Source organism: Aeromonas sp. 600276, from assembly GCF_049175815.1.
GTDB lineage: Bacteria > Pseudomonadota > Gammaproteobacteria > Enterobacterales > Aeromonadaceae > Aeromonas > Aeromonas dhakensis.
The window spans coordinates 180,650-202,290 of sequence record NZ_JAAKVU010000005.1 but is presented as its reverse complement, the minus strand read 5'-3'; the positions used below and the strand labels follow the sequence as shown (position 1 = coordinate 202,290).

19 protein-coding genes are annotated in these 21,641 nt (G+C 64.6%); 13 read left to right on the top strand and 6 right to left on the bottom strand.

Annotated elements, in window-relative coordinates; genetic code table 11:
- Nucleotides 1-13: 13 nt before the first annotated feature.
- Nucleotides 14-649, bottom strand: a complete 636-nt coding sequence (locus tag G5134_RS07240) for a nicotinamidase (protein ID WP_005306831.1) — start codon at nucleotides 647-649, stop codon at nucleotides 14-16.
- Nucleotides 650-724: 75 nt separating this feature from the next.
- Between G5134_RS07240 and G5134_RS07235 the strand changes: the two genes are divergently transcribed.
- Together G5134_RS07235 and G5134_RS07230 are read left to right on the top strand one after the other, a co-directional pair.
- Complete coding sequence (locus tag G5134_RS07235) at nucleotides 725-1,375, top strand: NUDIX hydrolase (RefSeq protein WP_005306829.1); 651 nt, start codon at nucleotides 725-727, stop codon at nucleotides 1,373-1,375.
- A gap of 100 nt (nucleotides 1,376-1,475) precedes the next feature.
- Nucleotides 1,476-1,961 (top strand): DUF523 domain-containing protein, encoded by a 486-nt coding sequence (locus G5134_RS07230; protein WP_024942649.1) that lies wholly within the window; start codon nucleotides 1,476-1,478, stop codon nucleotides 1,959-1,961.
- On the opposite strand, the gene G5134_RS07225 is transcribed toward G5134_RS07230, so the two are convergent.
- The 3 genes from G5134_RS07225 to G5134_RS07215 form a co-directional block, all read right to left on the bottom strand.
- Nucleotides 1,907-2,860: an acyltransferase gene (locus G5134_RS07225; RefSeq protein ID WP_024942650.1), complete on the bottom strand. Its 954-nt coding sequence runs from the start codon at nucleotides 2,858-2,860 to the stop codon at nucleotides 1,907-1,909. The genes G5134_RS07230 and G5134_RS07225 overlap by 55 nt on opposite strands.
- A complete protein-coding gene (locus G5134_RS07220; RefSeq protein ID WP_024942651.1) occupies nucleotides 2,854-3,768 on the bottom strand; it encodes an acyltransferase in 915 nt (304 codons plus the stop codon). The genes G5134_RS07225 and G5134_RS07220 overlap by 7 nt, the downstream gene beginning before the upstream one ends.
- A 115-nt stretch (nucleotides 3,769-3,883) precedes the next feature.
- On the bottom strand, nucleotides 3,884-5,398 hold the full coding sequence (locus tag G5134_RS07215) for a YifB family Mg chelatase-like AAA ATPase (RefSeq protein ID WP_421231930.1): 1,515 nt from the start codon (nucleotides 5,396-5,398) through the stop codon (nucleotides 3,884-3,886).
- A 384-nt stretch (nucleotides 5,399-5,782) separates the two neighbouring features.
- Here G5134_RS07215 and ilvG point away from each other — a divergent pair, with 384 nt between their 5' ends.
- From ilvG to ompA, 6 genes are all read left to right on the top strand, one after another.
- Nucleotides 5,783-7,429: an acetolactate synthase 2 catalytic subunit gene (gene ilvG / locus G5134_RS07210; protein ID WP_065018449.1), complete on the top strand. Its 1,647-nt coding sequence runs from the start codon at nucleotides 5,783-5,785 to the stop codon at nucleotides 7,427-7,429.
- A complete protein-coding gene (gene ilvM, locus G5134_RS07205; protein WP_005306810.1) occupies nucleotides 7,426-7,677 on the top strand; it encodes an acetolactate synthase 2 small subunit in 252 nt (83 codons plus the stop codon). The genes ilvG and ilvM overlap by 4 nt, the downstream gene beginning before the upstream one ends.
- Nucleotides 7,678-7,689: 12 nt before the next feature.
- Nucleotides 7,690-8,634, top strand: a complete 945-nt coding sequence (locus G5134_RS07200; protein ID WP_065018450.1) for a branched-chain amino acid transaminase — start codon at nucleotides 7,690-7,692, stop codon at nucleotides 8,632-8,634.
- Between the two features lie 146 nt (nucleotides 8,635-8,780).
- Entirely contained in the window at nucleotides 8,781-10,622 is a 1,842-nt protein-coding gene (gene ilvD / locus G5134_RS07195; protein ID WP_065018451.1) for a dihydroxy-acid dehydratase, read from the top strand.
- Between the two features lie 104 nt (nucleotides 10,623-10,726).
- Entirely contained in the window at nucleotides 10,727-12,247 is a 1,521-nt protein-coding gene (gene ilvA / locus G5134_RS07190) for a threonine ammonia-lyase, biosynthetic (protein WP_065018452.1), read from the top strand.
- A 245-nt stretch (nucleotides 12,248-12,492) separates the two neighbouring features.
- Nucleotides 12,493-13,599 (top strand): porin OmpA, encoded by a 1,107-nt coding sequence (gene ompA, locus G5134_RS07185; RefSeq protein WP_065018453.1) that lies wholly within the window; start codon nucleotides 12,493-12,495, stop codon nucleotides 13,597-13,599.
- 50 nt (nucleotides 13,600-13,649) lie between these two features.
- On the opposite strand, the gene G5134_RS07180 is transcribed toward ompA, so the two are convergent.
- Entirely contained in the window at nucleotides 13,650-14,105 is a 456-nt protein-coding gene (locus tag G5134_RS07180; RefSeq protein ID WP_065018454.1) for an HPP family protein, read from the bottom strand.
- A gap of 80 nt (nucleotides 14,106-14,185) precedes the next feature.
- Between G5134_RS07180 and G5134_RS07175 the strand changes: the two genes are divergently transcribed.
- Together G5134_RS07175 and G5134_RS07170 are read left to right on the top strand one after the other, a co-directional pair.
- Nucleotides 14,186-14,740: a TetR/AcrR family transcriptional regulator gene (locus G5134_RS07175; protein ID WP_024942656.1), complete on the top strand. Its 555-nt coding sequence runs from the start codon at nucleotides 14,186-14,188 to the stop codon at nucleotides 14,738-14,740.
- 52 nt (nucleotides 14,741-14,792) lie between these two features.
- Nucleotides 14,793-15,920: a hypothetical protein gene (locus G5134_RS07170; protein ID WP_041204740.1), complete on the top strand. Its 1,128-nt coding sequence runs from the start codon at nucleotides 14,793-14,795 to the stop codon at nucleotides 15,918-15,920.
- Between the two features lie 79 nt (nucleotides 15,921-15,999).
- Here G5134_RS07170 and priA read toward each other — a convergent pair whose 3' ends face one another.
- Nucleotides 16,000-18,207 carry a primosomal protein N' gene (gene priA, locus G5134_RS07165; protein WP_082970173.1) on the bottom strand — a complete coding sequence of 736 codons (2,208 nt, stop codon included), beginning with the start codon at nucleotides 18,205-18,207 and terminating at the stop codon, nucleotides 16,000-16,002.
- Nucleotides 18,208-18,355: 148 nt separating this feature from the next.
- On the opposite strand from priA, the gene rpmE reads away from it, so the two are divergent.
- The 3 genes from rpmE (at nucleotide 18,356) to G5134_RS07150 (ending at nucleotide 21,569) form a co-directional block, all read left to right on the top strand.
- The gene (gene rpmE / locus G5134_RS07160; RefSeq protein WP_005306787.1) at nucleotides 18,356-18,571 is read left to right on the top strand and encodes a 50S ribosomal protein L31; all 216 of its coding nucleotides are present in this window, start codon (nucleotides 18,356-18,358) and stop codon (nucleotides 18,569-18,571) included.
- Between the two features lie 127 nt (nucleotides 18,572-18,698).
- Nucleotides 18,699-20,132, top strand: coding sequence for a DUF2867 domain-containing protein (locus tag G5134_RS07155; protein ID WP_065018455.1), 1,434 nt, complete (start codon nucleotides 18,699-18,701; stop codon nucleotides 20,130-20,132).
- A 180-nt stretch (nucleotides 20,133-20,312) separates the two neighbouring features.
- Complete coding sequence (locus tag G5134_RS07150) at nucleotides 20,313-21,569, top strand: malic enzyme-like NAD(P)-binding protein (RefSeq protein ID WP_065018456.1); 1,257 nt, start codon at nucleotides 20,313-20,315, stop codon at nucleotides 21,567-21,569.
- Nucleotides 21,570-21,641: the final 72 nt, after the last annotated feature.

The following is a 21,641-nucleotide window of genomic DNA, read 5'->3' as shown; positions in this document are numbered from 1 at the left end:
AATAGGAGGCATATCAGGCGTCCAGCAGGCGTTGTACATCGGCAAGGGTCTGGGCCAGTTCGGCGCCGGCCTCGATCATCTGGGTGTGGGCCTGAGCGACCGTTTCGGGGGCGATGCCACGACAGGCATCGAGATGGACGATCACCCGGAAACCGGCGCGGCGCAGCTGCAGCACGCTGGTCTTGACGCAGTAGTCGGTGGCGAGGCCGCCGGCCAGTACGGTCGTGACGCCGCGGGACTGCAGGAACTCGATGAGCCCTGTGCTGCGGCGCTCGGCCAGATCGTGGAAGCAGGTGCCGTAGGGGTGCAGATCCGGCTCGACCCCCTTCCAGACGAAGAAGTCGTAATCGACCGGGGCCGGCAGGCCGTCGAGCAGTTCGAAGCCGCGAGTGCCCGGCACGCAGTGCACCGGCCAGGTGAGGTCGGCGTTGGGCATATCCAGCGGCAGCAGCATGCCGGCAGGGTCGCTGACGGCCCAGGCGGCGTTGGCCGGGTGTGAATCCTTGCTGCCGACCCGCAGGCTGGCGAGGGTGGCCTGAGCGTTGAGCGCAGCCACAATATCATCCCCGCCCGCGACGGGCAGTTCGTTCGGGCAGAGGGGGGTAAACCCCTTCTGCGCATCAATATCCAGGCTGGCGACGGTTCCCATTGAGTGGCTCCTGCACATACTATTCGTGTGATATTATCTACCAAACATTAATCGAAGGCGAGCAGGGCGATCGGCATGTTGAGAATGAGTCTGGATATGGTGGTGCTGCGGTTGAACGAGGAGCGGCTCGAGCTGCTGCTGGAGACCCGCGATCGCCCGCCCTTTGCCCACTGCTGGCAACTGCCGGCCCTGCGCATCGACGAGACCCGGGATCGGGATCTGGACGCGGCTCGCCATCGCCTGCTGACCGAATGGGGGCTGGGCCACTGCTACAGCGAGCAGGTCTGTACCCTGGGCAACCTGGAGCGGGATCCCCGTGGCTGGTCCACCACCCTGGTCTACCTCTGTCTGGTGGATCCCGAGGTGGAGGTTCTCCACGGCTGTTGGCACCCGCTTGCAGCCCTGCCGGGGCTCAGCCTCGCCTTCGACCACACCCAGCTGATCGCCAGAGGGCTGGAGCGACTGCGCATCAAGAGCCGTTACAGCACCCTGCCGCTGCAACTGCTGGGGGCCGAGTTCACCCTCTCCGAGGTGCAGCGGGCCTTCGAAATCATCCTGCAGACCCCGATGAACACGGCCGCCTTTCGCAAGCGCATCCATCGCGCCGATATCCTGGTGGACACCGGCCGCAAGCGCACCGGCAAGCAGCGTCCCGCCATCCTCTACCGGCTGGAGAGCCCCTGCTGCGTGATGTTCGATCAGGTGATGCACGGAGCGGAAGCATGAAGGATGTCGGCGTGCACAAGGTATTGGTAAGCGCCTGTCTGCTGGGACCATGTTCGTTGTGCTACGAGGGCCCTGGTTTTAGCCAGCGGGGGAGCAAAGCATGAGTGAGACCAGCGTGCACAAGGTACTGGTGAGCGCCTGCTTGCTGGGTCAGCCGGTGCGCTACGACGGTCAGAGCAAGGGCATCGTCAGCGACTGGCTGCAAACGCTGGGGGCTGAAGGGCGGGCATTGGCCTTCTGTCCCGAGGTGGCGGGCGGTCTGCCGACGCCGCGCCCCCCAGCCGAGCGGCAAGGGGAGCGAGTGATGACCGCAAGCGGGCTGGATGTGACGGCGGAGTTTGCCCGTGGCGCCGCGCTGGCGCTGGCGACTTGTCAGCAGCAGGGCATTCGCTTCGCTCTGCTCAAGGAGGGGAGCCCCTCCTGTGGCAGCGGCCGCATCTACAACGGCCGCTTCGAGGGGCAGTCCGTGGCGGGCGAGGGCATGACCACTGCCCTGCTGCGCCGCCACGGCATCGCCGTGTTCAGCGAGGATCAGCTGCCCGAGCTGGCCTCGGTGCTCGCCTCGGCTGCCTGCGGCTCGGTCTGAGCCGCCGCATCGGCCGCCTGCCACTGCGCCAGCACGGCGTCCTTCTCCTGCCAGCGCTGGTTCAGCCACTCCTGGAAGCCGCGCTTGAACTGCTTGTCATTGAAGTAATCCCCCACCAGCTGCTCGTCCACCGGCAGCTCCTCGATCCGCACCCGGATGCGCTTCATCCGCCCCATCAGGAAGTCCTTGAAGGGGGTCTCGACGTTGTCCGGATAGCTGATGGTGACGTTGATCAGGCTGTCGAACTGCTCCCCCATGGCCGCCAGGGTGAAGGCCAGCCCCGCCGCCTTGGGCGGCATCAGATGCTGGTATCGGGAGCGGGAGGCATCGCGCTTCGCCTCGGTGAAGCGGGTCCCCTCCACGAAGTTGATGACGGTGGTGGGGATGTGGCGAAACTGCTCGCAGGCGTTGCGGGTGGTCTCGATATCCTTGCCCCGCAGATGCGGGTTGCGCAGCAAGAACTCCCGCGAGTAGCGACGCATAAAGGGCATGTCCAGCCCCCAGCAGGCCAGTCCCAGCAGCGGTATGTAGATGAGCTCGTGCTTCATGAAGAACTTGGGCACCGGCAGCCGGTCGCGAAACAGGTGGCCCAGCACGACTATGTCGGTCCAGCTCATGTGGTTGCTGATGATGAGATACCAGCCATCCTTGCGCAGCCGGGTGTCGTCCTCCACCTGCCAGTCGATGCGGGTGGTGAGGCGGATCACCAGGGCGTTGCAGGCCAGCCACAGCCGCATGAAGCGGTTGTTGAGTCGGCTGCAGGCACGGGCCAGGGGCGGAACGGGCAGCAGTTTGACCAGCGACACCAGCAGGATCAGGCTGGCGCACAGGGCGGTAAACAGTATGGTCAGGCTGGCGCTGATGAGCAGCACCAGCGGACCCGGAAGCAGGCTTAGCATGGCGTAGTTTGGGGCGTCTTGTCTGCCAGCAGCTGGTTCAGGGTCTGGTCCTTCTCGTGCCAGATCCCGTTCAACCACTGCTGAAACTCTTGTTGGAACTCGGGGTCATTGAAGTAATCCCCCACCAGATTGCGTTCGATCGGCAGAAAGCGGACCCGAACCTTGATCTCCTTGACCCGACCGCACATGAAGTCCCAGTAGCTGGGGATGCCGCCCGGATAGGCGATGGTCACATCCACCAGCTTGTACAGCTGATCGCCCATGGCTGCCAGGGTGAAGGCGATGCCGCCAGCCCTCGGATGCAGCAGGTGGCGATAGGGCGCTGCCTGTTTGTCGTGCTTGCGGGCGGTGAAGCGGGTGCCCTCCACGAAGTTCATCACGCTCACCGGCATGTGGCGGTACTTGGCACAGGCCTTGCGCGTGGTCTCTATGTCTTTTCCCTTCAGATGGGGCTTCTTTTCCAGCAGTTTGCGGGAATATCGCTGCATGAAGGGGAAGTCCAGTGCCCACCAGGCCAGCCCGAGAAAAGGTACCCAAATCAGTTCTTTCTTGAGGAAAAACTTCAGGAAGGGGATTTTTTGATTAAAAACCCGCTGCAGTACCAGTATGTCGACCCAGGATTGATGGTTGGCAATCACCATATACCACTCATTCCGGTGCCCTTTGTCCACTCCGACCACATCGAAAGGAGTTCTGATGATGGTTTTCTGGATCAGGTTGTTGAAACCGATCCAGCAGCCGGCGCTGCCATCCAGCAGGGCATTGCAGAAGGTACGCCAGCCCTTGAGGGGCAGCACCAGCTTGAGCAGGCCCAACGAGAGAATGGGGATAAACCAAAACAGGGTGTTGAGAAAATAGAGCAGGGTCGAGAGGCTGCCGCGCAGTCGCTCAATCAGCTTGTTGGGCATGGGTCGGGTCCGTCTTGCTGTCGATAAAGGGCCATCAAGTGGTCAGATCTGTGGCCATAATATCAGCCGATGGCCCGCGAGACCATGCAGGGCCGTCAGGTGCGCTTGCGACCCATCAACCGCTGCGCAGCCGTGACAGCAGCCGATCCATGGCCCGATAGCCGAGCGCCTCGATCAGGTGCTCTCTTTCGATGGCGGCGTGCCCCGCCAGATCGGCGATGGTGCGCGATACCCGCAGGATGCGGTGCCAGGCCCGGATGCTGAGCCCAAGCTTCTGGATGGCGTTCTCCAGAAACTCGGCATCCTGCGGCGATAAGCGGCAAATTTCTTCGATTTCACGGCTATCAAGCAAATTGTTGAGCTTGCCGTCGCGGCTCAGCATGCGCTCCCGCGCGCCCAGCACCCGTTCGCGGATCTGCTGGCTCGACTCCCCCCGCTCCGCCTTGCCGGTCAGGCTCCCCTTGGGCAGCAGCGGCACCTCCACCGTCAGGTCGAAGCGGTCGAGGAAGGGGCCGGAGAGCTTGCCGAGGTAGCGCAGGATCTGATCCGGGCTGGAGCGGGTCTGGCCATCGCCGTAGTGGCCGCAGGGGCTGGGGTTCATGGCGCCGACCAGCTGGAAGCGGGCGGGAAAATCCACCTGACGGGCGGCCCGGCTGATGGTGATGTGGCCCGTTTCCAGCGGCTCGCGCAGGGAGTCGAGCACCTTGCGCTCGAACTCCGGCAGTTCATCCAGAAACAGCACCCCGTTGTGGGCCAGGGATATTTCACCGGGCCGCGGGTGGCTGCCACCCCCCACCAGCGCCACCGCCGAGGCGCTGTGGTGCGGCGTGCGATAGGGTCTGTGGTGCCAGTGACCGGCGCGGGGGGTGAGGCCGCCAATGGAGTGGATGGCGGCGGTCTGCTGCGCCTCCTGCTCGCTCAGCGGTGGCAAGATGCCGGGCAGACGGCTCGCCAGCATGCTCTTGCCGGTACCGGGCGGGCCGATGAACAGCAGGTTGTGGCTGCCGGCGGCGGCGATCTCCAGCGCCCGTTTGGCCTGGGATTGGCCGATCACGTCCTGCAGGTCCGGCACATCGGGCAGGGCCTCCGTGGTCTGAGGATCCGGCAGCGGCAGCTCGTATTGACCCGCCAGCCAGGCGGTGACGGCCAGCAACTGATGGGCGGTGCGTACCTCGGCGTCCTGGATCAGCGAGGCCTCGGGGCCGTTCTCCTGCGGTACCAGCAGGGTGCGTCCCGCGTCCCGGCAGGCGAGCACGGCGGGCAGCACGCCGAGCACGGGACGGATCTCGCCGGTCAGGGCCAATTCGCCTAAAAATTCGTGATCGAGCAGGTATTTTGCGGGTATCTGCTTGGAAGCGGCGAGGATGCCGATGGCGATGGCCAGATCGAAACGGCCCCCCTCCTTGGGCAGATCGGCGGGGGCCAGATTAACCGTGATGTGCTTGCTCGGGAACTCGAAATTGCCGTTGAGCAGGGCGCTGCGCACCCGATCCCGCGACTCCTTCACCGAGGTTTCCGGCAGGCCCACCATGTTGAAGGCGGGCAGACCGTTGGAGAGGTGCACTTCCACCGTGACTTGCGGGGCCGCTATTCCCAGGCTGGCACGGCTATAAACCACAGCTAATGACATAAATCCCGTCCTTGGTTTGATGTATATGCTGGTTAACCGTTTTTTATTAGTTTTTTGTTCCAACTGACGCGATTGGACTCAGTGAAAATCAGAGTCTTGTCAGGCAAAAAACGCTTGCCCAATAAAATTCACCGTGCTAGTTCTAATAGCCATTCGCGGTAAAAACCGCCCCAATTTCACAGGATTTCCGGTTGTAACTATGAACATGGCCTCCCGTTTCGTCAGCATTATTGTGGTCCTAGTGGTGATTATTATCTCACCGCTCGGGGCTCGTTTAGCTGCACGGAACAAGGGATAGACCCACCACCGGACAGAACGAAACAAGCGACCCCCGAGCCTCACGGCCCGGGGGTTTTTTTTCGACCAAAGGACAGGATTTTCCAGATGAACGGCGCGCAGTTTTTGGTACAGGCTCTCAAGAAACAGGGTGTGACCCAGGTGTTTGGTTACCCGGGCGGGGCCATCATGCCGGTCTACGATGCCTTGTATGACGGCGGTCTGGCGCACCAGCTCTGCCGCCACGAGCAGGGGGCCGCCATGGCGGCGGTGGGCTTTGCCCGCGCCTCCGGTCAGGTGGGGGTTTGCATCGCCACCTCGGGCCCGGGTGCCACCAACCTGGTGACTGGTCTTGCGGAGGCGCTGCTCGACTCGGTACCGCTGGTGGCCATCAGCGGCCAGGTGCCCTGCGCCGCCGTGGGAACCGATGCGTTCCAGGAAGTGGACGTGCTCGGCATGTCTCTCTCCTGCACCAAGCACTCCTTCATGGTGACGGACGTGGCGGATTTGCCTCAGGTGATCGCCGAGGCCTTCGCCATCGCCAGCGAGGGGCGCCCCGGCCCGGTACTGATCGATCTGCCCAAGGACGTGCAACTGGCCGCGGTGCCGGCCCAGAGCCCGCTGTTTGCGGTGGCTGAGCCCGAGCATCTGAGCCAGACCGAACTGACGGCCGCCCGTACCCTGCTGGCCGCCGCCGAGCGTCCGGTGCTCTACGTCGGTGGCGGGGTGGGCATGGCCAATGCCGAGCAGCAGCTGCGCGACTTTGCTGCCGCCACCGGCATGCCTGCGGTCACCACCCTCAAGGGGATAGGGGCGCTCGATCCCGACAGCCCCGTTTATCTGGGCATGCTCGGCATGCACGGCACCAAGGCCGCCAACTATGCGGTGCAGCAGTGCGACCTGCTGGTGGTGGTGGGCGCTCGTTTCGATGATCGGGTGACCGGCAAGCTGGAGGAGTTCGCCCCCGAGGCCAAGGTGATCCACCTGGATGTGGACGCCGCCGAGTTCGGCAAGCGCCGCGCCGCCGAAGTGGGCATCACCCAGGATCTGAAACAGGTGCTGCCGCACCTCGTCATGACGTTGGCCATCGAGCCCTGGCGTGAGCACTGCGCGAACATGGCCCGCGAGTACGCCTTCCGCTACGACCATCCCGGCCAGCCCATCTATGCTCCGGGGCTGCTCAAGCAGCTTTCTGCCAGGTTGCCGGAAAGCAGCGTAGTGGCCTGCGACGTGGGCCAGCACCAGATGTGGGTGGCACAGCACATGCGCTTCACCAGCCCGCGCAACCACCTCTCCAGCGCCGGTCTCGGCACCATGGGCTTCGGCCTGCCCGCCGCCATCGGCGCCAAGATGTCGCGCCCCGAAGACGAGGTGGTGCTGGTGAGCGGCGACGGCTCCTTCATGATGAACGTGCAGGAGCTCGGCACCATCCGCCGTGCCCAGCTCAAGGTGAAGATGGTGCTGCTGGACAACCAGCGCCTCGGCATGGTGCGCCAGTGGCAGGAGCTGTTCTTCGACGGCCGCTACAGCGAGACCATCCTTTCCGACAACCCCGACTTCGTCGCCCTGGCCGCCGCCTTCGGCATTCCGGGCGAGACCATCACATGCAAGGAGGAGATAGCCCCGGCCCTCGATCGCCTGCTGGCCAGCGAGAGTGCTTACCTGCTGCATGTGGCCATTTCAGAGGAAGAAAACGTCTGGCCCCTGGTTCCGCCAGGAGTCGCCAACCACCAGATGATGGAGCAACGCCCATGAGTCAGTTCAATACCTTGCAAATCCATGCCCAGCCCAGACCCGAAGTGATGGAGCGGGTGCTGCGGGTGGTTCGTCACCGCGGTTTCAACCTCTGCGCCCTCAACATGGAGCAGGATTGCCAACAACTGCGGATCACGGTTACTGTCGAGTCGGTGCGTCCCATCCAGCAGTTGTGGAGCCAGCTGGTGAAGCTGGTGGACGTTTCCCGGGTCGATGCACTGGAACAGCAACCCCGGATCAGAGCTTAAGGAGCCAAGCCAATGTCACAGCCTTCCCAATCCGCCACCCACCCGCAATACATCTGGTTCAACGGCACACTGGTGCCCTGGCAGGATGCCCAGGTGCACGTGATGAGCCACGCCCTGCACTACGGCTCCTCTGTGTTCGAAGGGGTGCGCGCCTACGATACCCCCAAGGGCACCTGCATCTTCCGCCTGCAGGAGCACACCCGCCGCCTGTTCGACTCCGCCAGGATCTACTGGATGGACGTTCCCTACAGCGAGGCTGACGTGAATGAAGCCTGCCGCACCGTGGTGCGCGAGAACGGCCTGAAGAGCGGCTATCTGCGCCCGCTGGCCTTTGTCGGCAACGTGGGGCTGGGGCTGCATCCGCCGCTGGATGCCAAGGCCGACCTGATGGTGGCTGCCCTGCCGTGGGGCGCCTATCTGGGGGAAGAGGGGCTGAAAAACGGGGTGGATGTCTGCGTCACCTCCTGGAACCGGCTCGCTCCCAACACCATTCCCACCGGCGCCAAGGCGGGCGGCAACTATTTGTCCTCCCAGTTGATCAGCCGTGAGGCCAAGCGCAATGGCTTCGCCGAGGGGTTGGCGCTGGACGTGAACGGCTACCTGAGCGAAGGGGCGGGGGAGAACCTGTTCCTGGTGAAGAACGGCGTGCTGTTCACCCCGCCCGCTACCGCTGCCATCCTGCCCGGCATCACCCGTGACACCATCATGACGCTGGCCCGTGACTTGGGATACGAGGTGCGCGAGCAGGCGCTGCCCCGTGAGGCCCTGTATGTCGCAGACGAGATTTTCATGACCGGCACCGCCGCTGAAGTGACCCCGGTGCGCTCCGTCGATCGGATGCAGGTGGGCGCCGGTTGCCGCGGTCCGGTGACCGAGCAGCTGCAGAACGCCTTCTTCGGCCTGTTCAATGGCCAGACCGAAGACAAGTGGGGCTGGCTGACGCCGGTGGCTGACTGACAAATGAGGGGAGGCGATGTGCCTCCCCGAGTCGCTTCCGGTCAGGGCATCCGGCGGTGCCCTCACCAGGATCGATTCCCGATCCGAGAGTCACTTTTTCATTTCCAAAGATAATGAGCCCGCTGGGCATTCAGGGAGTAGAGACAATGCCGAAGTTGAGATCCGCCACCACCACCCACGGACGTAACATGGCCGGGGCCCGCGCCCTCTGGCGTGCCACCGGCATGACCGATCAGGATTTCGGCAAGCCCATCATCGCCGTGGTCAACTCCTTCACCCAGTTCGTACCGGGCCACGTCCACCTCAAGGACTTGGGCCAGCTGGTGGCGCGCGAGATCGAGGCCGCCGGCGGGGTGGCCAAGGAGTTCAACACCATAGCCGTGGATGACGGCATCGCCATGGGCCACGGCGGCATGCTCTACTCCCTGCCGTCGCGCGAGCTTATCGCCGACTCGGTGGAGTACATGGTCAACGCCCACTGCGCCGACGCCATGGTCTGTATCTCCAACTGCGACAAGATCACCCCGGGGATGCTGATGGCTGCCCTGCGCATCAACATCCCGGTGATCTTCGTCTCCGGCGGCCCAATGGAAGCGGGCAAGACCAAGCTCTCCGACCAGATCATCAAGCTGGATCTGGTGGACGCCATGATCCAGGGTGCCGACCCCAAGGTCTCCGACGCCCAGAGCGAACAGGTGGAGCGCAGCGCCTGCCCGACCTGTGGCTCCTGCTCCGGCATGTTTACCGCCAACTCCATGAACTGTCTGACCGAGGCGCTGGGCCTCTCCCAGCCGGGCAACGGTTCCCTGCTGGCGACCCATGCCGATCGCGAGCAGCTGTTCAAGCTGGCGGGCCAGCGCATCGTGACCCTGGCCAAGCGCTGGTATGAACAAGATGATGCGAGTGCCCTGCCGCGCAATATCGCCACCAAGGCGGCGTTCGAGAACGCCATGGCGCTCGACATCGCCATGGGCGGCTCTACCAATACCGTGCTGCACCTGCTGGCGGCGGCCCAGGAGGCTGGCGTCGACTTCACCATGGCCGACATCGACCGCATGTCGCGCAAGGTGCCGCAGCTGTGCAAGGTGGCGCCCTCCACCCAGAAGTACCATATGGAAGACGTGCACCGTGCCGGCGGCGTCATCGCCATCCTGGGCCAGCTGGAAAAAGCGGGCCTGGTGCACGGCGACGCCCGCAACGTGCTGGGCACCTCGCTGGTGGAGCTGCTGGCCGAGTATGACGTCAGCCGCCAGCCCAGCCAGGAGGTGGTGGACTTCTACCGCGCCGGCCCGGCTGGCATCCGCACCACCAAGGCGTTCAGCCAGGATTGCCGCTGGCCGGAGCTGGATCTGGACCGCGCCGAGGGTTGCATCCGCTCGCTGGACAACGCCTACAGCCTGGAGGGGGGCCTGGCCGTGCTCGCCGGCAACCTGGCGCTGAATGGTGCCATCGTCAAGACCGCCGGGGTGGACGAGGAGAACCTCACCTTCCGTGGCCCGGCCCGGGTATTCGAGAGCCAGGACACGGCGGTCGCCGGTATCCTGGATGGCACAGTCCAGGCAGGTGAAGTAGTGGTGATCCGCTACGAGGGTCCGAAAGGGGGCCCCGGCATGCAGGAGATGCTCTACCCCACCACCTATCTGAAATCCATGGGGCTGGGCAAGGCGTGCGCGCTGATCACCGACGGCCGCTTCTCCGGCGGCACCTCGGGTCTCTCCATCGGTCACGTCTCGCCGGAGGCGGCCTCTGGCGGCACTATCGGTCTGGTGGAGGATGGTGACATCATCAACATCGACATCCCGGCTCGCAGCATGGTGCTGGAGGTGGCCGACAGCGTGCTGGCCGCCCGCCGCGTCGCCGTCGAGGCCCGTGGCTGGAAGCCGCTCGATCGCCAGCGTCAGGTCTCCTTTGCCCTGCGCGCCTACGCCATGTTTGCCACCAGTGCCGACAAGGGCGCGGTGCGCGATCGCACCTTGTTGGGGGAATAAAGATGAATTCCAATATGAACTATGAGCAGTCGACCCGACTGGTCGGTCTTTGCGCCGACAAAGGGGTGATGTGGCGCGATCGCTCGATGCTGGGGGAATAAGTCATGGTCTCTGCGGCGGATTATCTACGCAAGGTGTTGCTCTCCCCCGTCTACGAGGCGGCGCGGGTCACCCCTTTGCAAACCCTGAAGAAACTCTCCGAGCGGCTCGGCAATCACGTCAGCCTGAAGCGGGAGGACCTGCAACCGGTCCACTCCTTCAAACTGCGCGGCGCCTACCACAAGATCGCCACCCTGACCCAGGAGCAGAAGGAGCGCGGCGTCATCGCCGCCTCTGCCGGCAACCACGCCCAGGGGGTCGCCCTGTCGGCCGCCAGGCTCGGCATCAAGGCGATCATCGTGATGCCCAAGACCACGCCGGACATCAAGATCGATGCGGTGCGCCGGCAGGGTGGCAACGTCATGCTGTTTGGCAACAGCTTCGACGAGGCCTACGGCGAGAGCCGCCGTCTCGCCGAGTTGGAGGGCTACACCCTGATCCCGCCGTTTGACGACGTCGAGGTGATCGCCGGGCAGGGCACCATCGGCAAGGAGCTGCTGGAGCAGGATACCCATCTCACCCACGTCTTCGTGCCGGTGGGCGGCGGCGGGCTGGCCGCCGGGGTGGCGGTTTACATCAAGCAGTTGCTGCCAGATGTGAAGGTGATCGGAGTGGAGGCGGAGGGCTCCGCCTGCCTCAAGGCCGCGCTGGCGGCCGGTGAGCCGGTCAATCTGGAGCGGGTCTCGCTGTTTGCGGACGGGGTGGCGGTCAAGCGCATCGGCGAGGAGACCTTTCGCCTGTGCAACCAGTATCTGGACGAGGTGGTGACCGTCTCCAACGACCAGATCTGCGCCGCGCTCAAAGACATCTTCGACGACTGCCGCGCCATTGCCGAGCCGTCGGGCGCCCTGTCACTGGCCGGCCTCAAGGCCTACAGCGAGCGGGAGCAGGTCAAGGGTGGCCGGATGGCGGCCATTCTGTCCGGTGCCAACGTCAACTTCCACAGCCTGCGCTACGTGTCGGAGCGCTGCGAGATCGGCGAGAAGCGCGAGGGCATGCTGGCGGTGACCATCCCCGAGCGCAAAGGGGCCTTCCTCGACTTCTGCCGTCAGCTCGGGCCCCGCATGGTGACCGAGTTCAACTACCGTTACGCCGATGCCGAGCAGGCCTCGCTGTTCGTCTCGGTGCGCCTCAGCGGCGGTGACGAGGAGCTTGGCCAGATCATCGATCAGCTCGGCGGCAACGGCTATCCGGTGGTCAACATGACCGAGAGCGAGCTGGCCAAGAACCACGTGCGTTACATGATTGGCGGCCGCCCTGCCCGGCCCCTCGGTGAACGTCTCTACAGCTTCAAGTTTCCGGAGCAGCCTGGCGCCCTGATGCGTTTCCTCGAGACCCTCGGCTGTCGCTGGAACATCAGCCTGTTCCACTACCGCAACCACGGCGCCGACTACGGCCGGGTGCTCTGCGCCTTCGAGCTGCCGGACGAGGACGTGGCCGCCTTCCACGACTACCTGCACGAGATTGGCTACGGCTGGAAAGAGGTAAGCGACGACCCCGCCTACCGGCTGTTTCTGGCCAGCTAGGTGCGTTGCAAGCAGCAAGAGGGAGGCCATCGGCCTCCCTTTTTCATGGCGCTGCCGGCGCACCCGCGGATACCCCTGCATGGGGCGTTTTGCGGTCGGGAATGCCGGGCGCTTCACACTCTTGAGTCCCAAGTCATTTGAGGCTGACAACAGATGGGATAACCTGATGGGCGGGGCCGGGTTTGCCCCATCAGGGAAGAGAGGCGCAAGAGCGCCCATCACGACTCATTGCAGAGGCTTTTACCATGAACAAATCGATACTTGCCGTGCTGGTCAGCGGCCTGCTCGTCAGCGGGGCCGTGCAGGCTGCCGCTCAGGACAACACCTGGTATGTCGGCGGCAAGGCCGGCTGGTCCAAGTTCTTCGACGTGGATCAGAAGCAGGTCGTCTCCGACACCCTGGGGGCGTTGCAAAACACCAGCACCAGCAAGGATACGCTCGGGCTGGGCGCTTTTGCCGGCTATCAGCTCACCCCCAACCTGGGCTTCGAATTCGGCTATGACTGGTTCGGCAAGTACACCTCGTCCGGCGAATTGAGCGGGGTGAGGGTGGAAGGGGAAGCCAAGAGCCAGATGATCCAGACCACCATGAAGATAGGGTTCCCGGTCAACGATGCGCTGGATCTCTATGGCCGGATCGGCGGTGGCTACGCCTGGACCAACAGCGAACTGTCGGCCCAGACGGCCACTGACTTCATCAAGGATACCGGCAACAAGCATGGCGCCGTGTTCGTCGGGGCGCTGGGGGCCGAATACGCCATCGACCGTGACTGGGCCGCCCGCCTCGAATACCAGTACACCACCCCGCTCGGGGATACCTCCCTCGATCGTTCCGGCATCGAGATGGACAACGGCCTGCTGGCCTTCGCCATGCTCTATCGCTTCGGTCAGCAGGGCGGCGAAGTGGCGACGCCCGCACCGGCCCCGGCAGCGGCGCCTGCTCCCGCCGTGGTGGTGGTGCCCAAAACCTTCAGCCTGAGCTCGGACGTGCTGTTCGAGTTCAACAAGGCGACCCTGAAGCCGGCTGCCAGCCAGGCGCTCGACGCCCTGTTCAGCCAGATAGTGGCGGCCAATCCGAAGGACGGGGTGGCAACCGTGATCGGCCACACCGATCGCATCGGCTCCGATGCTTACAACCAGGCGCTCTCCGAGCAGCGCGCCCGCAGCGTGGCCGACTACCTGATTGCGAAGGGACTGTTTGCCGACAAGGTGCGGGTCGAGGGGCGCGGCAAGTCTTCTCCGATCACCGGCAACAACTGCAGCAACGGCTCCAGACCGGCGCTGATCGCCTGCCTGGCACCGGATCGGCGGGTGGAAGTGCGACTGGAGGGGGTCTCCCAGCAGGCGCAATGACCAGGGTGTCAGCATGAACGACGAGGGAGGCCCAGGTCTCCCTCGGCTGTTTAGTCGGTACCAAGCCGTCGCTGCCATTTGACCCGCTGGAAGCCGTAACCCAGCAGGATCAGCAGCAGGGCGCCGGGCAGTACCGTGTGCCACAGAAAGGGCCACTGCTGCCCCGTCATCAACACCAGCAGGGGGTTGGCGCCGGCGGGCGGGTGGATCAGGTCCAGCCCCTGCATCAGCGCGATGGCCAGCCCCACGCCCAGGGCCAGTTGCAGCTCCAATGGCAGGGGCAGCTCCTGTACCAGCAAGCCGACGGTGGCCGTCAGCAGATGGCCGCCGAGTACGTTCCACGGCCGTGCCAGCGGGCTCGCCGGCAGGGAAAACAGCAACACGCAACTGGCCCCGAAGGGTGCCATGATCAGGGCGGCATGCCAGCTGATGTTCAACCAGCCCAGCACACCTATCGCCAGTGCCGCCCCCACTCCTGCCCACAAGGGGCCATACCATCTCGTCATCACGGTTTCCTTCTTGGTTTGTCAGCCGTGATTAGGCACATTAGGTAGACAGATCGGTGTACTTCAAGGGGAAAAACGCGATGAGCGAAAAACGGCAGCAGCTGATGGAGACGGCCTACCGTCTGTTCAACCGCCATGGTTTTCACGCCACCGGCATCGACCGCATCTGGGCGGAGGCCGGCAGCACCAAACGCACCCTCTACCGCCATTTTCCCACCAAGGATGCCCTGATCGAGGAGGTGCTGCAGTCCCGCGAGCGGGAGTTCTTCGCCCTGCTGGAAGCGCGCCTGCAGGGGCAGGAAGGGCGGGAGAGCCGGCTGCATGCCCTGTTCGACGGTTTCGGGGAGTGGTTTGGCCGCAGCGACTTCTATGGCTGCAACTTCATCAACGCCAGCGCCGAGTTTGCCGATCCCCGTCACCCGGTTCGCAAGCTGGTGGTGGCGCACAAGCAGGCGCTGCTGGACTGGGTCAGCACCAGGCTCGATTGCCACGAGGCACAAGCCACCTGCATTTGCCTGCTGCTGGAGGGGGCCGTGGTGATGGCGCACAGCTATCAGCAACCGCTGGCACTGGTGCAGGCAAGGTCGCTGGCATTGGCGCTGTTATGCGCCGACGGCGAGGCGTCTGCCGGCTGATATAGCCAATCGGTGTTAAGCCCGCCCCGGCAGCTGGTCGATAACTGACCAGATGTATGGCGCCGAGGGCGAAGATATGCGCATCGATCACTACGACCTCCAGGGGGAGGTGCAATACCAGCAGCAACAGGCCCAGGCCCGCAAGGTACGCCGGCTCGGCCCCGTGCCGCCAGCCAGCCAGGTGCAGTCCCCTGCCACGGCGCCGGCGGACTCTACACCTGCTGCTGCCGGCGGCGGCAGCCAGCTCACCTTCACCCGCAGCAGCCTGCTGACGCTGCAGATGGCCAGCCGCAGCGCCGCCGGTGCGGCTCAGAGTGCCCCTGAACCGGCGTCGGCCAAGCCCGCCGAGACCGGCAAGGGCGAGCAGGATGGCATTCCCAACGACGGGCTCGACAACCGCCAGCGGCTCATCAAGCTGATGATCGAGGCGATGCTGGGCCACGAGATAGAGTTGCCGGAGCCCATCAAACCGGCTGACCAGAGCGCAGAGGGAGTCCCCGCGTCGACGGGTGAGGGGACCCAGCCTGCCGCCGAGCCGGATCAGCTGGTGGAGGTGACCGACAGCCTGCTGCAAAAAGAGCAGCTCAACGTGGTGGCGGCGGCGAATGTGCAGACCCAGGATGGCCAGACCCTGCAGCTGGATCTGGGTTTTGTGCTGGACTGGCGCCAGCTCGACATCAGCCAGCGCCGTACCACCCTCAATGCCCTCAAGGATCCGCTGGTGCTCAGTCTGGATGGAAAAATCGCCGGCCTGACCGACGCCCGGGTCAAGTTCGACCTCGATCAGGATGGCAAGGCCGACAGCCTGCCCGGCCTGAGCGAGGGGAGCGGCTTCGTGGCGCTGGATCGCAACGGCAACGGCACCATAGATGACGGCGGCGAGCTGTTCGGGGCCCGCTCCGGCAATGGGTTTGGCGAGCTGGCGACCCTGGATGAGGATGGCAATGGGGTGCTGGACGAGCGGGACAGCCAGTTCTCGGCGCTGCAGTTCTGGCAGCCGGACCAGTCACCCATCGCCCTGGTGGAGCTGGGGATAGGTGCCATCCTGCTGCATCCCCTCGACACCCCCTTCAACCATCTGGGGGAAAGCGGCAATCAGGGGGTGCTGCGTCAGTCCGGCCTCTATGTGACCGAGCAGGGCAAGGGAGGCTGGGTGCAGCAGGTCGACCTGCGAGTCTGAACCCTGCACCCGCATGGCAAACCCGGTCGCTGACGTTGCACGTTGGCGACCGCTTCACCCTCAGCAACCAGCACCTGACTCAATTCAGCTCGGTGGGGTCTATGTCGAGGCTCCAGCGTACCCGCTTGGTCTCGGGCCACCCCTCCAGCTCCTTCACCGCCCAATCCAGCAGCTGGGCCAGTGGCGCCCGGTTCGGCCCCTGTACCAGCAACTGCATGCGAAACTTGCCCGCCTTGCGCTCCATAAAGCCGCTGATGGGCCCCAGCACCTGCACATGTGGGTAGCGGGCGCTGCGCAGGGTGTCGGCGAGGCGGGCGAGGAACAGCTGCACCTCGTCGCGGCCGTTGGCCTCGGCCCGAAACAGCCCCTGATAGCTGAACGGGGGCAGCCCCAGCAGGCGGCGCTCTTTCAGCGCCGTGTCGGCGAAGTGGCCATAGCCGTTCTGGGTCAGATCCTGCAGCAGGGCGTGCTCGGGGTGGTGGCTCTGCAACACCACCAGCCCGGGCTTGCTGGCGCGACCGGCACGGCCCGCCACCTGGGTGTAGAGCTGGGCCAGTTTCTCGGCGGCGCGAAAATCGGCACTGAACAGGGCACCATCCACATCCAGCAGTCCTACCAATGTCACGTCCGGGAAGTGGTGGCCCTTGGCCAGCATCTGGGTGCCGATCAGGATCTTGTACTTGCCCGCCTTGATGTCGCCGAGGTGGGTCTCCAGCTCCCCCTTGCGACGGGTGTTGTCCCGATCGATGCGCACCACCGGATATTGCGGGAACACGGTGCCGAGCAGCTGCTCCAGCTGTTCTGTGCCGACCCCGGATCCGATCAGTTCGTTGCTGCCACACTCCGGGCAGTGGTGGGGCAGCGGGCGCACGCTGTCGCAGTGGTGGCAGTGCAGCCGCCGCCCGGCCTGGTGCCAGGTGTACCAGGCGTCGCAGCGCTCGCAGGCAGCGCTCCAGCCGCACTGGTGGCAGATCAGGGCCGGGGCATAGCCACGGCGGTTGAGAAACAGCATCACCTGGTTGCCGGCCGCCAGATGCTCTGCCATCAGCTGCTCCAGCTGGGGTGAGAGGCCGGCCTGCAGCCGCACGTTCTTGATGTCCAGGATCACCTGGCGGGCGGTCTGGGCGTTGCCGGCGCGCCGGGTCAGGCTGAGGTGGTGATACTTGCCGCTGCGGGCGTTGTGCAGCGTCTCCAGCGACGGGGTAGCCGAGCCCAGCAGGATGGGGATGCCGGCGCGATGGGCGCGCATCACCGCCAGATCCCGCGCGTGGTAGCGAAAACCGTCCTGCTGCTTGAAGGAGCCGTCGTGCTCCTCGTCGATGATGATGATGCCGAGGTCGTGAAACGGGGTGAACACCGCGGAGCGGGTGCCGATCAGGATGGCGGCACCGCCGTCGCGGCAGGCCAGCCAGGCGTCGAGCCGCTCCCGATCGTTCATGGCCGAGTTCATCGCCACCACGGGTACGTTGAAGCGGCGGCGAAAGCGGTTGATAGTCTGCGGGGTGAGGCCTATCTCCGGTACCATCACCAGCGCCTGCTTGCCCGCCTTGAGCAGGGGCTCAAGGATGCTCAGATAAACCTCGGTCTTGCCGGAGCCGGTGATGCCGTCCAGCAAAAAGGCGCCGAACCTGTCGCTCTGGCTGGTGACGGCAGAGACCGCCAGCGCCTGCTCACCGTTGAGGCGAAGCCCCTCGCCCGGCTCGAAGCGGGCGGCCCAGTCACCCTCATGGCTCGGCTCCAGCGAGCGCTTCTCCAGCAGCCCCTTCTTCTCCAGTGCGCTGAGTGCGGCACTCTGGATCTCCTCCTGCTTGAGAGCGGAGGGGGTCTGCGGCCCCTTGCGCAGCAAGGCGAGGGCCTGCTGCTGCTTGGCCGCCCGCTTGAGCTCGTTGAGATCGACCGCCATGCCGGCCTCGGTGGCGAACCAGAACTCCAGCTCGCGATAGGCGGCGGGCTCCCCCTTGCGCACCAGCACCGGCAGGGCGTGGGGCAGCACCTCCCCCAGCGGGTGCTGGTAGTAGCTGGCACTCCAGTTCATCAGCGCCAGAATATCTGGCCCCAGCACCGGCGCCGCGTCCAACACCCGCTTGATGGGTTTGAGCTTGTTGCGCGGTACCTGGCTATCGGCCGGGTGATCCACCACCAGTCCAACCAGGGTTTGCGGGCCGAACGGGATCTCGACCCGGCAGCCGGGGGCAGGCAAGGGCAGGGGGGAGAGATAGTCGAAATGACGGCGTAACGGTACCGGCACAGCCACACGAACCAGATCCAGGGTTTGGGAAGAATTCACCAGAGATTGCCTATTTTTTCTGCGAAGCCACTTGCCTGATCTCAGGCATTTCCTATATTATTCGCAGCCTTTGAAACTGTGTTCAACAATCGTGTGGTGTCCGACAGAAGATCGGATGGCGACACGGCCTATTACTTTGAGGTTGTCCATGAAAGCTGGTATCCACCCTGACTACGTAGCCATCACCGCCAAGTGCTCTTGCGGTAACGTCATCAACACTTTCTCTACCGTTGGTAAAGATCTGAACCTGGACGTGTGCTCCGAGTGCCACCCGTTCTACACCGGCAAGCAGAAAGAAGTTTCTAGCGGCGGCCGCGTAGACAAGTTCAACAAGCGTTTCGGTGCGATGACCACCAAGAAGTAATTTTACTTCTGAAGAATTCTGAAAAAGGCGCCCGATGGGCGCCTTTTTTATTGGTCGGCGTTCTGTCATGGCCCGCTTTGCCCTATGGTGGTGTGGTTGACGAGGGATGCAGAGCAGGAGCGAGTGAATGAGGAATTGTCTGGTGATGGGGGCGGCGGGCTACATAGGTTCTTACCTGGTGCCCCATCTGCAGGAGCTGGGTTATCGGGTGATTGCCGGGGCGCGGCGCCCCTGCCGGCTGTCGCCCGGGGTGGAGTTTCGCCTCGCCGACAGCCTCAAGCCCATCACCCTGCTGCCCGCCCTGGCCGGCATCGACACCGTCTTCTATCTGGTGCACGCCATGGGGGCGGGGGCCGACTTTCACCGGCTGGAGCAGCAGGGGGTGAAAAACTTCGCCGCCGCCGCTCGCGCCGCCGGGGTGCGCCGCATCATCTATCTCGGCGCCATCCAGCCCGAACCCTGCAACAGCCGCCATCTCAACTCCCGCCGCCACTGTGGCGAGCTGTTTCGGGGGGCCGGCGTGCCGACGGTGGAGCTGCGCGCCGGCATCATCATTGGCCCCGGCTCGGCGGCGTTCGAGGTGATGCGGGATCTGGTGTTCAACCTGCCGCTGATGGTGACCCCCAAGTGGGTGCGCTCGCGCACGCCGCCGATTGCGCTCTCCAACCTGTTGCACTATCTGGGCGGGCTGGTGGAGGCCGACGGGGTGGACGGCCGGATCTTCAACGCCGCCGGCCCGGAGTTGCTCAGCTACCAGCAGCAGTTGCAGAAGTTCGCCGCCCATATCGGCAAGCGCTGCCCCATCATTCCCATCCCCTTCCTGAGCCCGCGCCTCTCCGCCTGGTGGCTGCAGTTTGTGACCTCGGTGCCGCAACCTGTGGCCAAGGCGCTGGTGGGCGGCCTCAAGCACGACATCCCGGCCGACGACGACCCGCTGCGAGCCCTGCTGCCGCAAACCCTGCTCAGTTTCGACGAGGCGCTGGCCGAGAGCCTCTCTCTGGAGCAGCGGCTCGGCGCCGAACAGCAGGGGGAGGAGACCCCGCTCGGCCTGCGCTGGCGCCATCCTGAGTACGGCTTCTATGACCGCACCGCCAGCGGGGAAGCCATCTGCCTCGCCGCCCCCGAGGTGGTGTGGCAGGTGCTGCAGCAGCTGGGGGGCGAGCAGCGCTACTTCTACATGAACCAGCTGTGGGTGGTGCGCGAATGGATGGATCACCTGATCGGCGGCCCGGCGCTGACCCGTGGGCGCACCAATCCGGATCGCTTCGTGAAGGGCGACATGCTGGACTCCTGGCAGATCCTCGGGGTGGACGAGGGGCGCAGGCTGGATCTGCTGTTCAACATGCGGGCCCCCGGTGTCGGCCGGCTGGAGTTCAACATACTGCCGGAGGAGTCGGGGCTGACCCGGCTCAAGGTGACGGCTCACTGGCATCCGCAGGGGGCCTGGGGGCTGGCCTACTGGCTCGCCATGCTGCCGTTTCACCTCTTCATCTTCCAAGGGATGACGGAGGCGATCGCCCGGAAGGCGGAGGCCAGGGCGGGAATCCCCGTCATGGATTGAAACCATATCTATAACTAAATAGGTATTGGTGAGTGGTATGACATGCTAATTACTGGCTTGTCATTGGCGGGTTGGCGATACTTTCCTCTGTGAAAGCCCGGTGGTTTTCTTTATGATCCCCAGCCCTCGCCCGTGGGCGAGCCAATGCACCACTCATTCACTACCGTATCGGGGTCCCCCATGTCCGATCAGCAGCACGATCTCCGCCAACAGGCACTCGACTATCACGCCCAGCCCGTGCCGGGCAAAATCGCCATCGCCCTCACCAAGCCCGCCGAGACCGCCCGCGATCTGGCACTGGCCTACAGCCCGGGCGTCGCCGAGCCGGTGCGCGAGATCGCCGCCAACCCGGCCGATGCCTACCGTTACACCGGTAAGGGCAACCTGGTGGCCGTCATCTCCAACGGCACCGCCATTCTGGGGCTGGGCAATCTGGGCCCGCTGGCCTCCAAGCCGGTGATGGAGGGCAAGGCCCTGCTGTTCAAGCGCTTTGCCGGCATCGATGCCATCGACATCGAGGTGAAGCACGACACCAGCGCCCAGTTCATCGACACGGTCGCCGCCATCGCCGACACCTTCGGTGGCATCAACCTGGAAGACATCAAGGCCCCCGAGTGCTTCGAGATTGAACAGGCGCTGATCGAGCGCTGCGACATCCCGGTGTTCCACGATGACCAGCACGGCACCGCCATCGTCACCGCCGCCGGCCTGCTCAACGCGCTGGAAGTGCAGGGCAAGCAGATTGGCGACAGCCGCATCGTCTGCATGGGTGCCGGGGCCGCCGCCACCGCCTGCATGGACCTGCTGATCAAGTGTGGCGCCAAGCCCCACAACATCTTCATGCTGGACCGTCAGGGTGTGATCCACAGCGGCCGTACCGATCTGAACCAGTACAAGCAGCGCTTCGCCAACGACACCCCTCTGCGCACCCTGATGGAGGTGATCGACGGGGCTGACGTGTTCGTCGGCGTCTCCGGCCCGGACGTGCTGCCTGCCGAGGCGGTAGCGATGATGGCCCCCAATCCGGTGATCTTCGCCTGCTCCAACCCGGACCCCGAGATCAAGCCGGCGCTGGCCCACGGGGTACGTGGTGACCTCATCATGGGGACCGGTCGCTCCGACTACCCGAACCAGATCAACAACGTGCTCTGCTTCCCCTTCATCTTCCGCGGCGCCCTCGACGCCCGTGCCAGCCGTATCAACGATGCCATGAAGATTGCGGCGGTCGAGGCGATCCGCGGTCTGGCCAAGGAGCCGGTACCGGCCGAGGTGCTGACCGCTGCCGGCGTCAGCGAGCTCGCCTTTGGCAAGGACTATGTCATTCCCAAGCCGATGGATGCTCGTCTGCTGCCGCGCGTCGCCCGCGCCGTGGCGCTGGCTGCGGTGGAATCCGGCGTCGCCCGCATCGCCCTGCCGGCGGACTACATGTTGGGTTGAGTCACGGCAAGCGCGCAGAAAACAGAAGGGGCCCCATGTCGGGGCCCCTTTTCATTACGGGAAGCTTGCTGG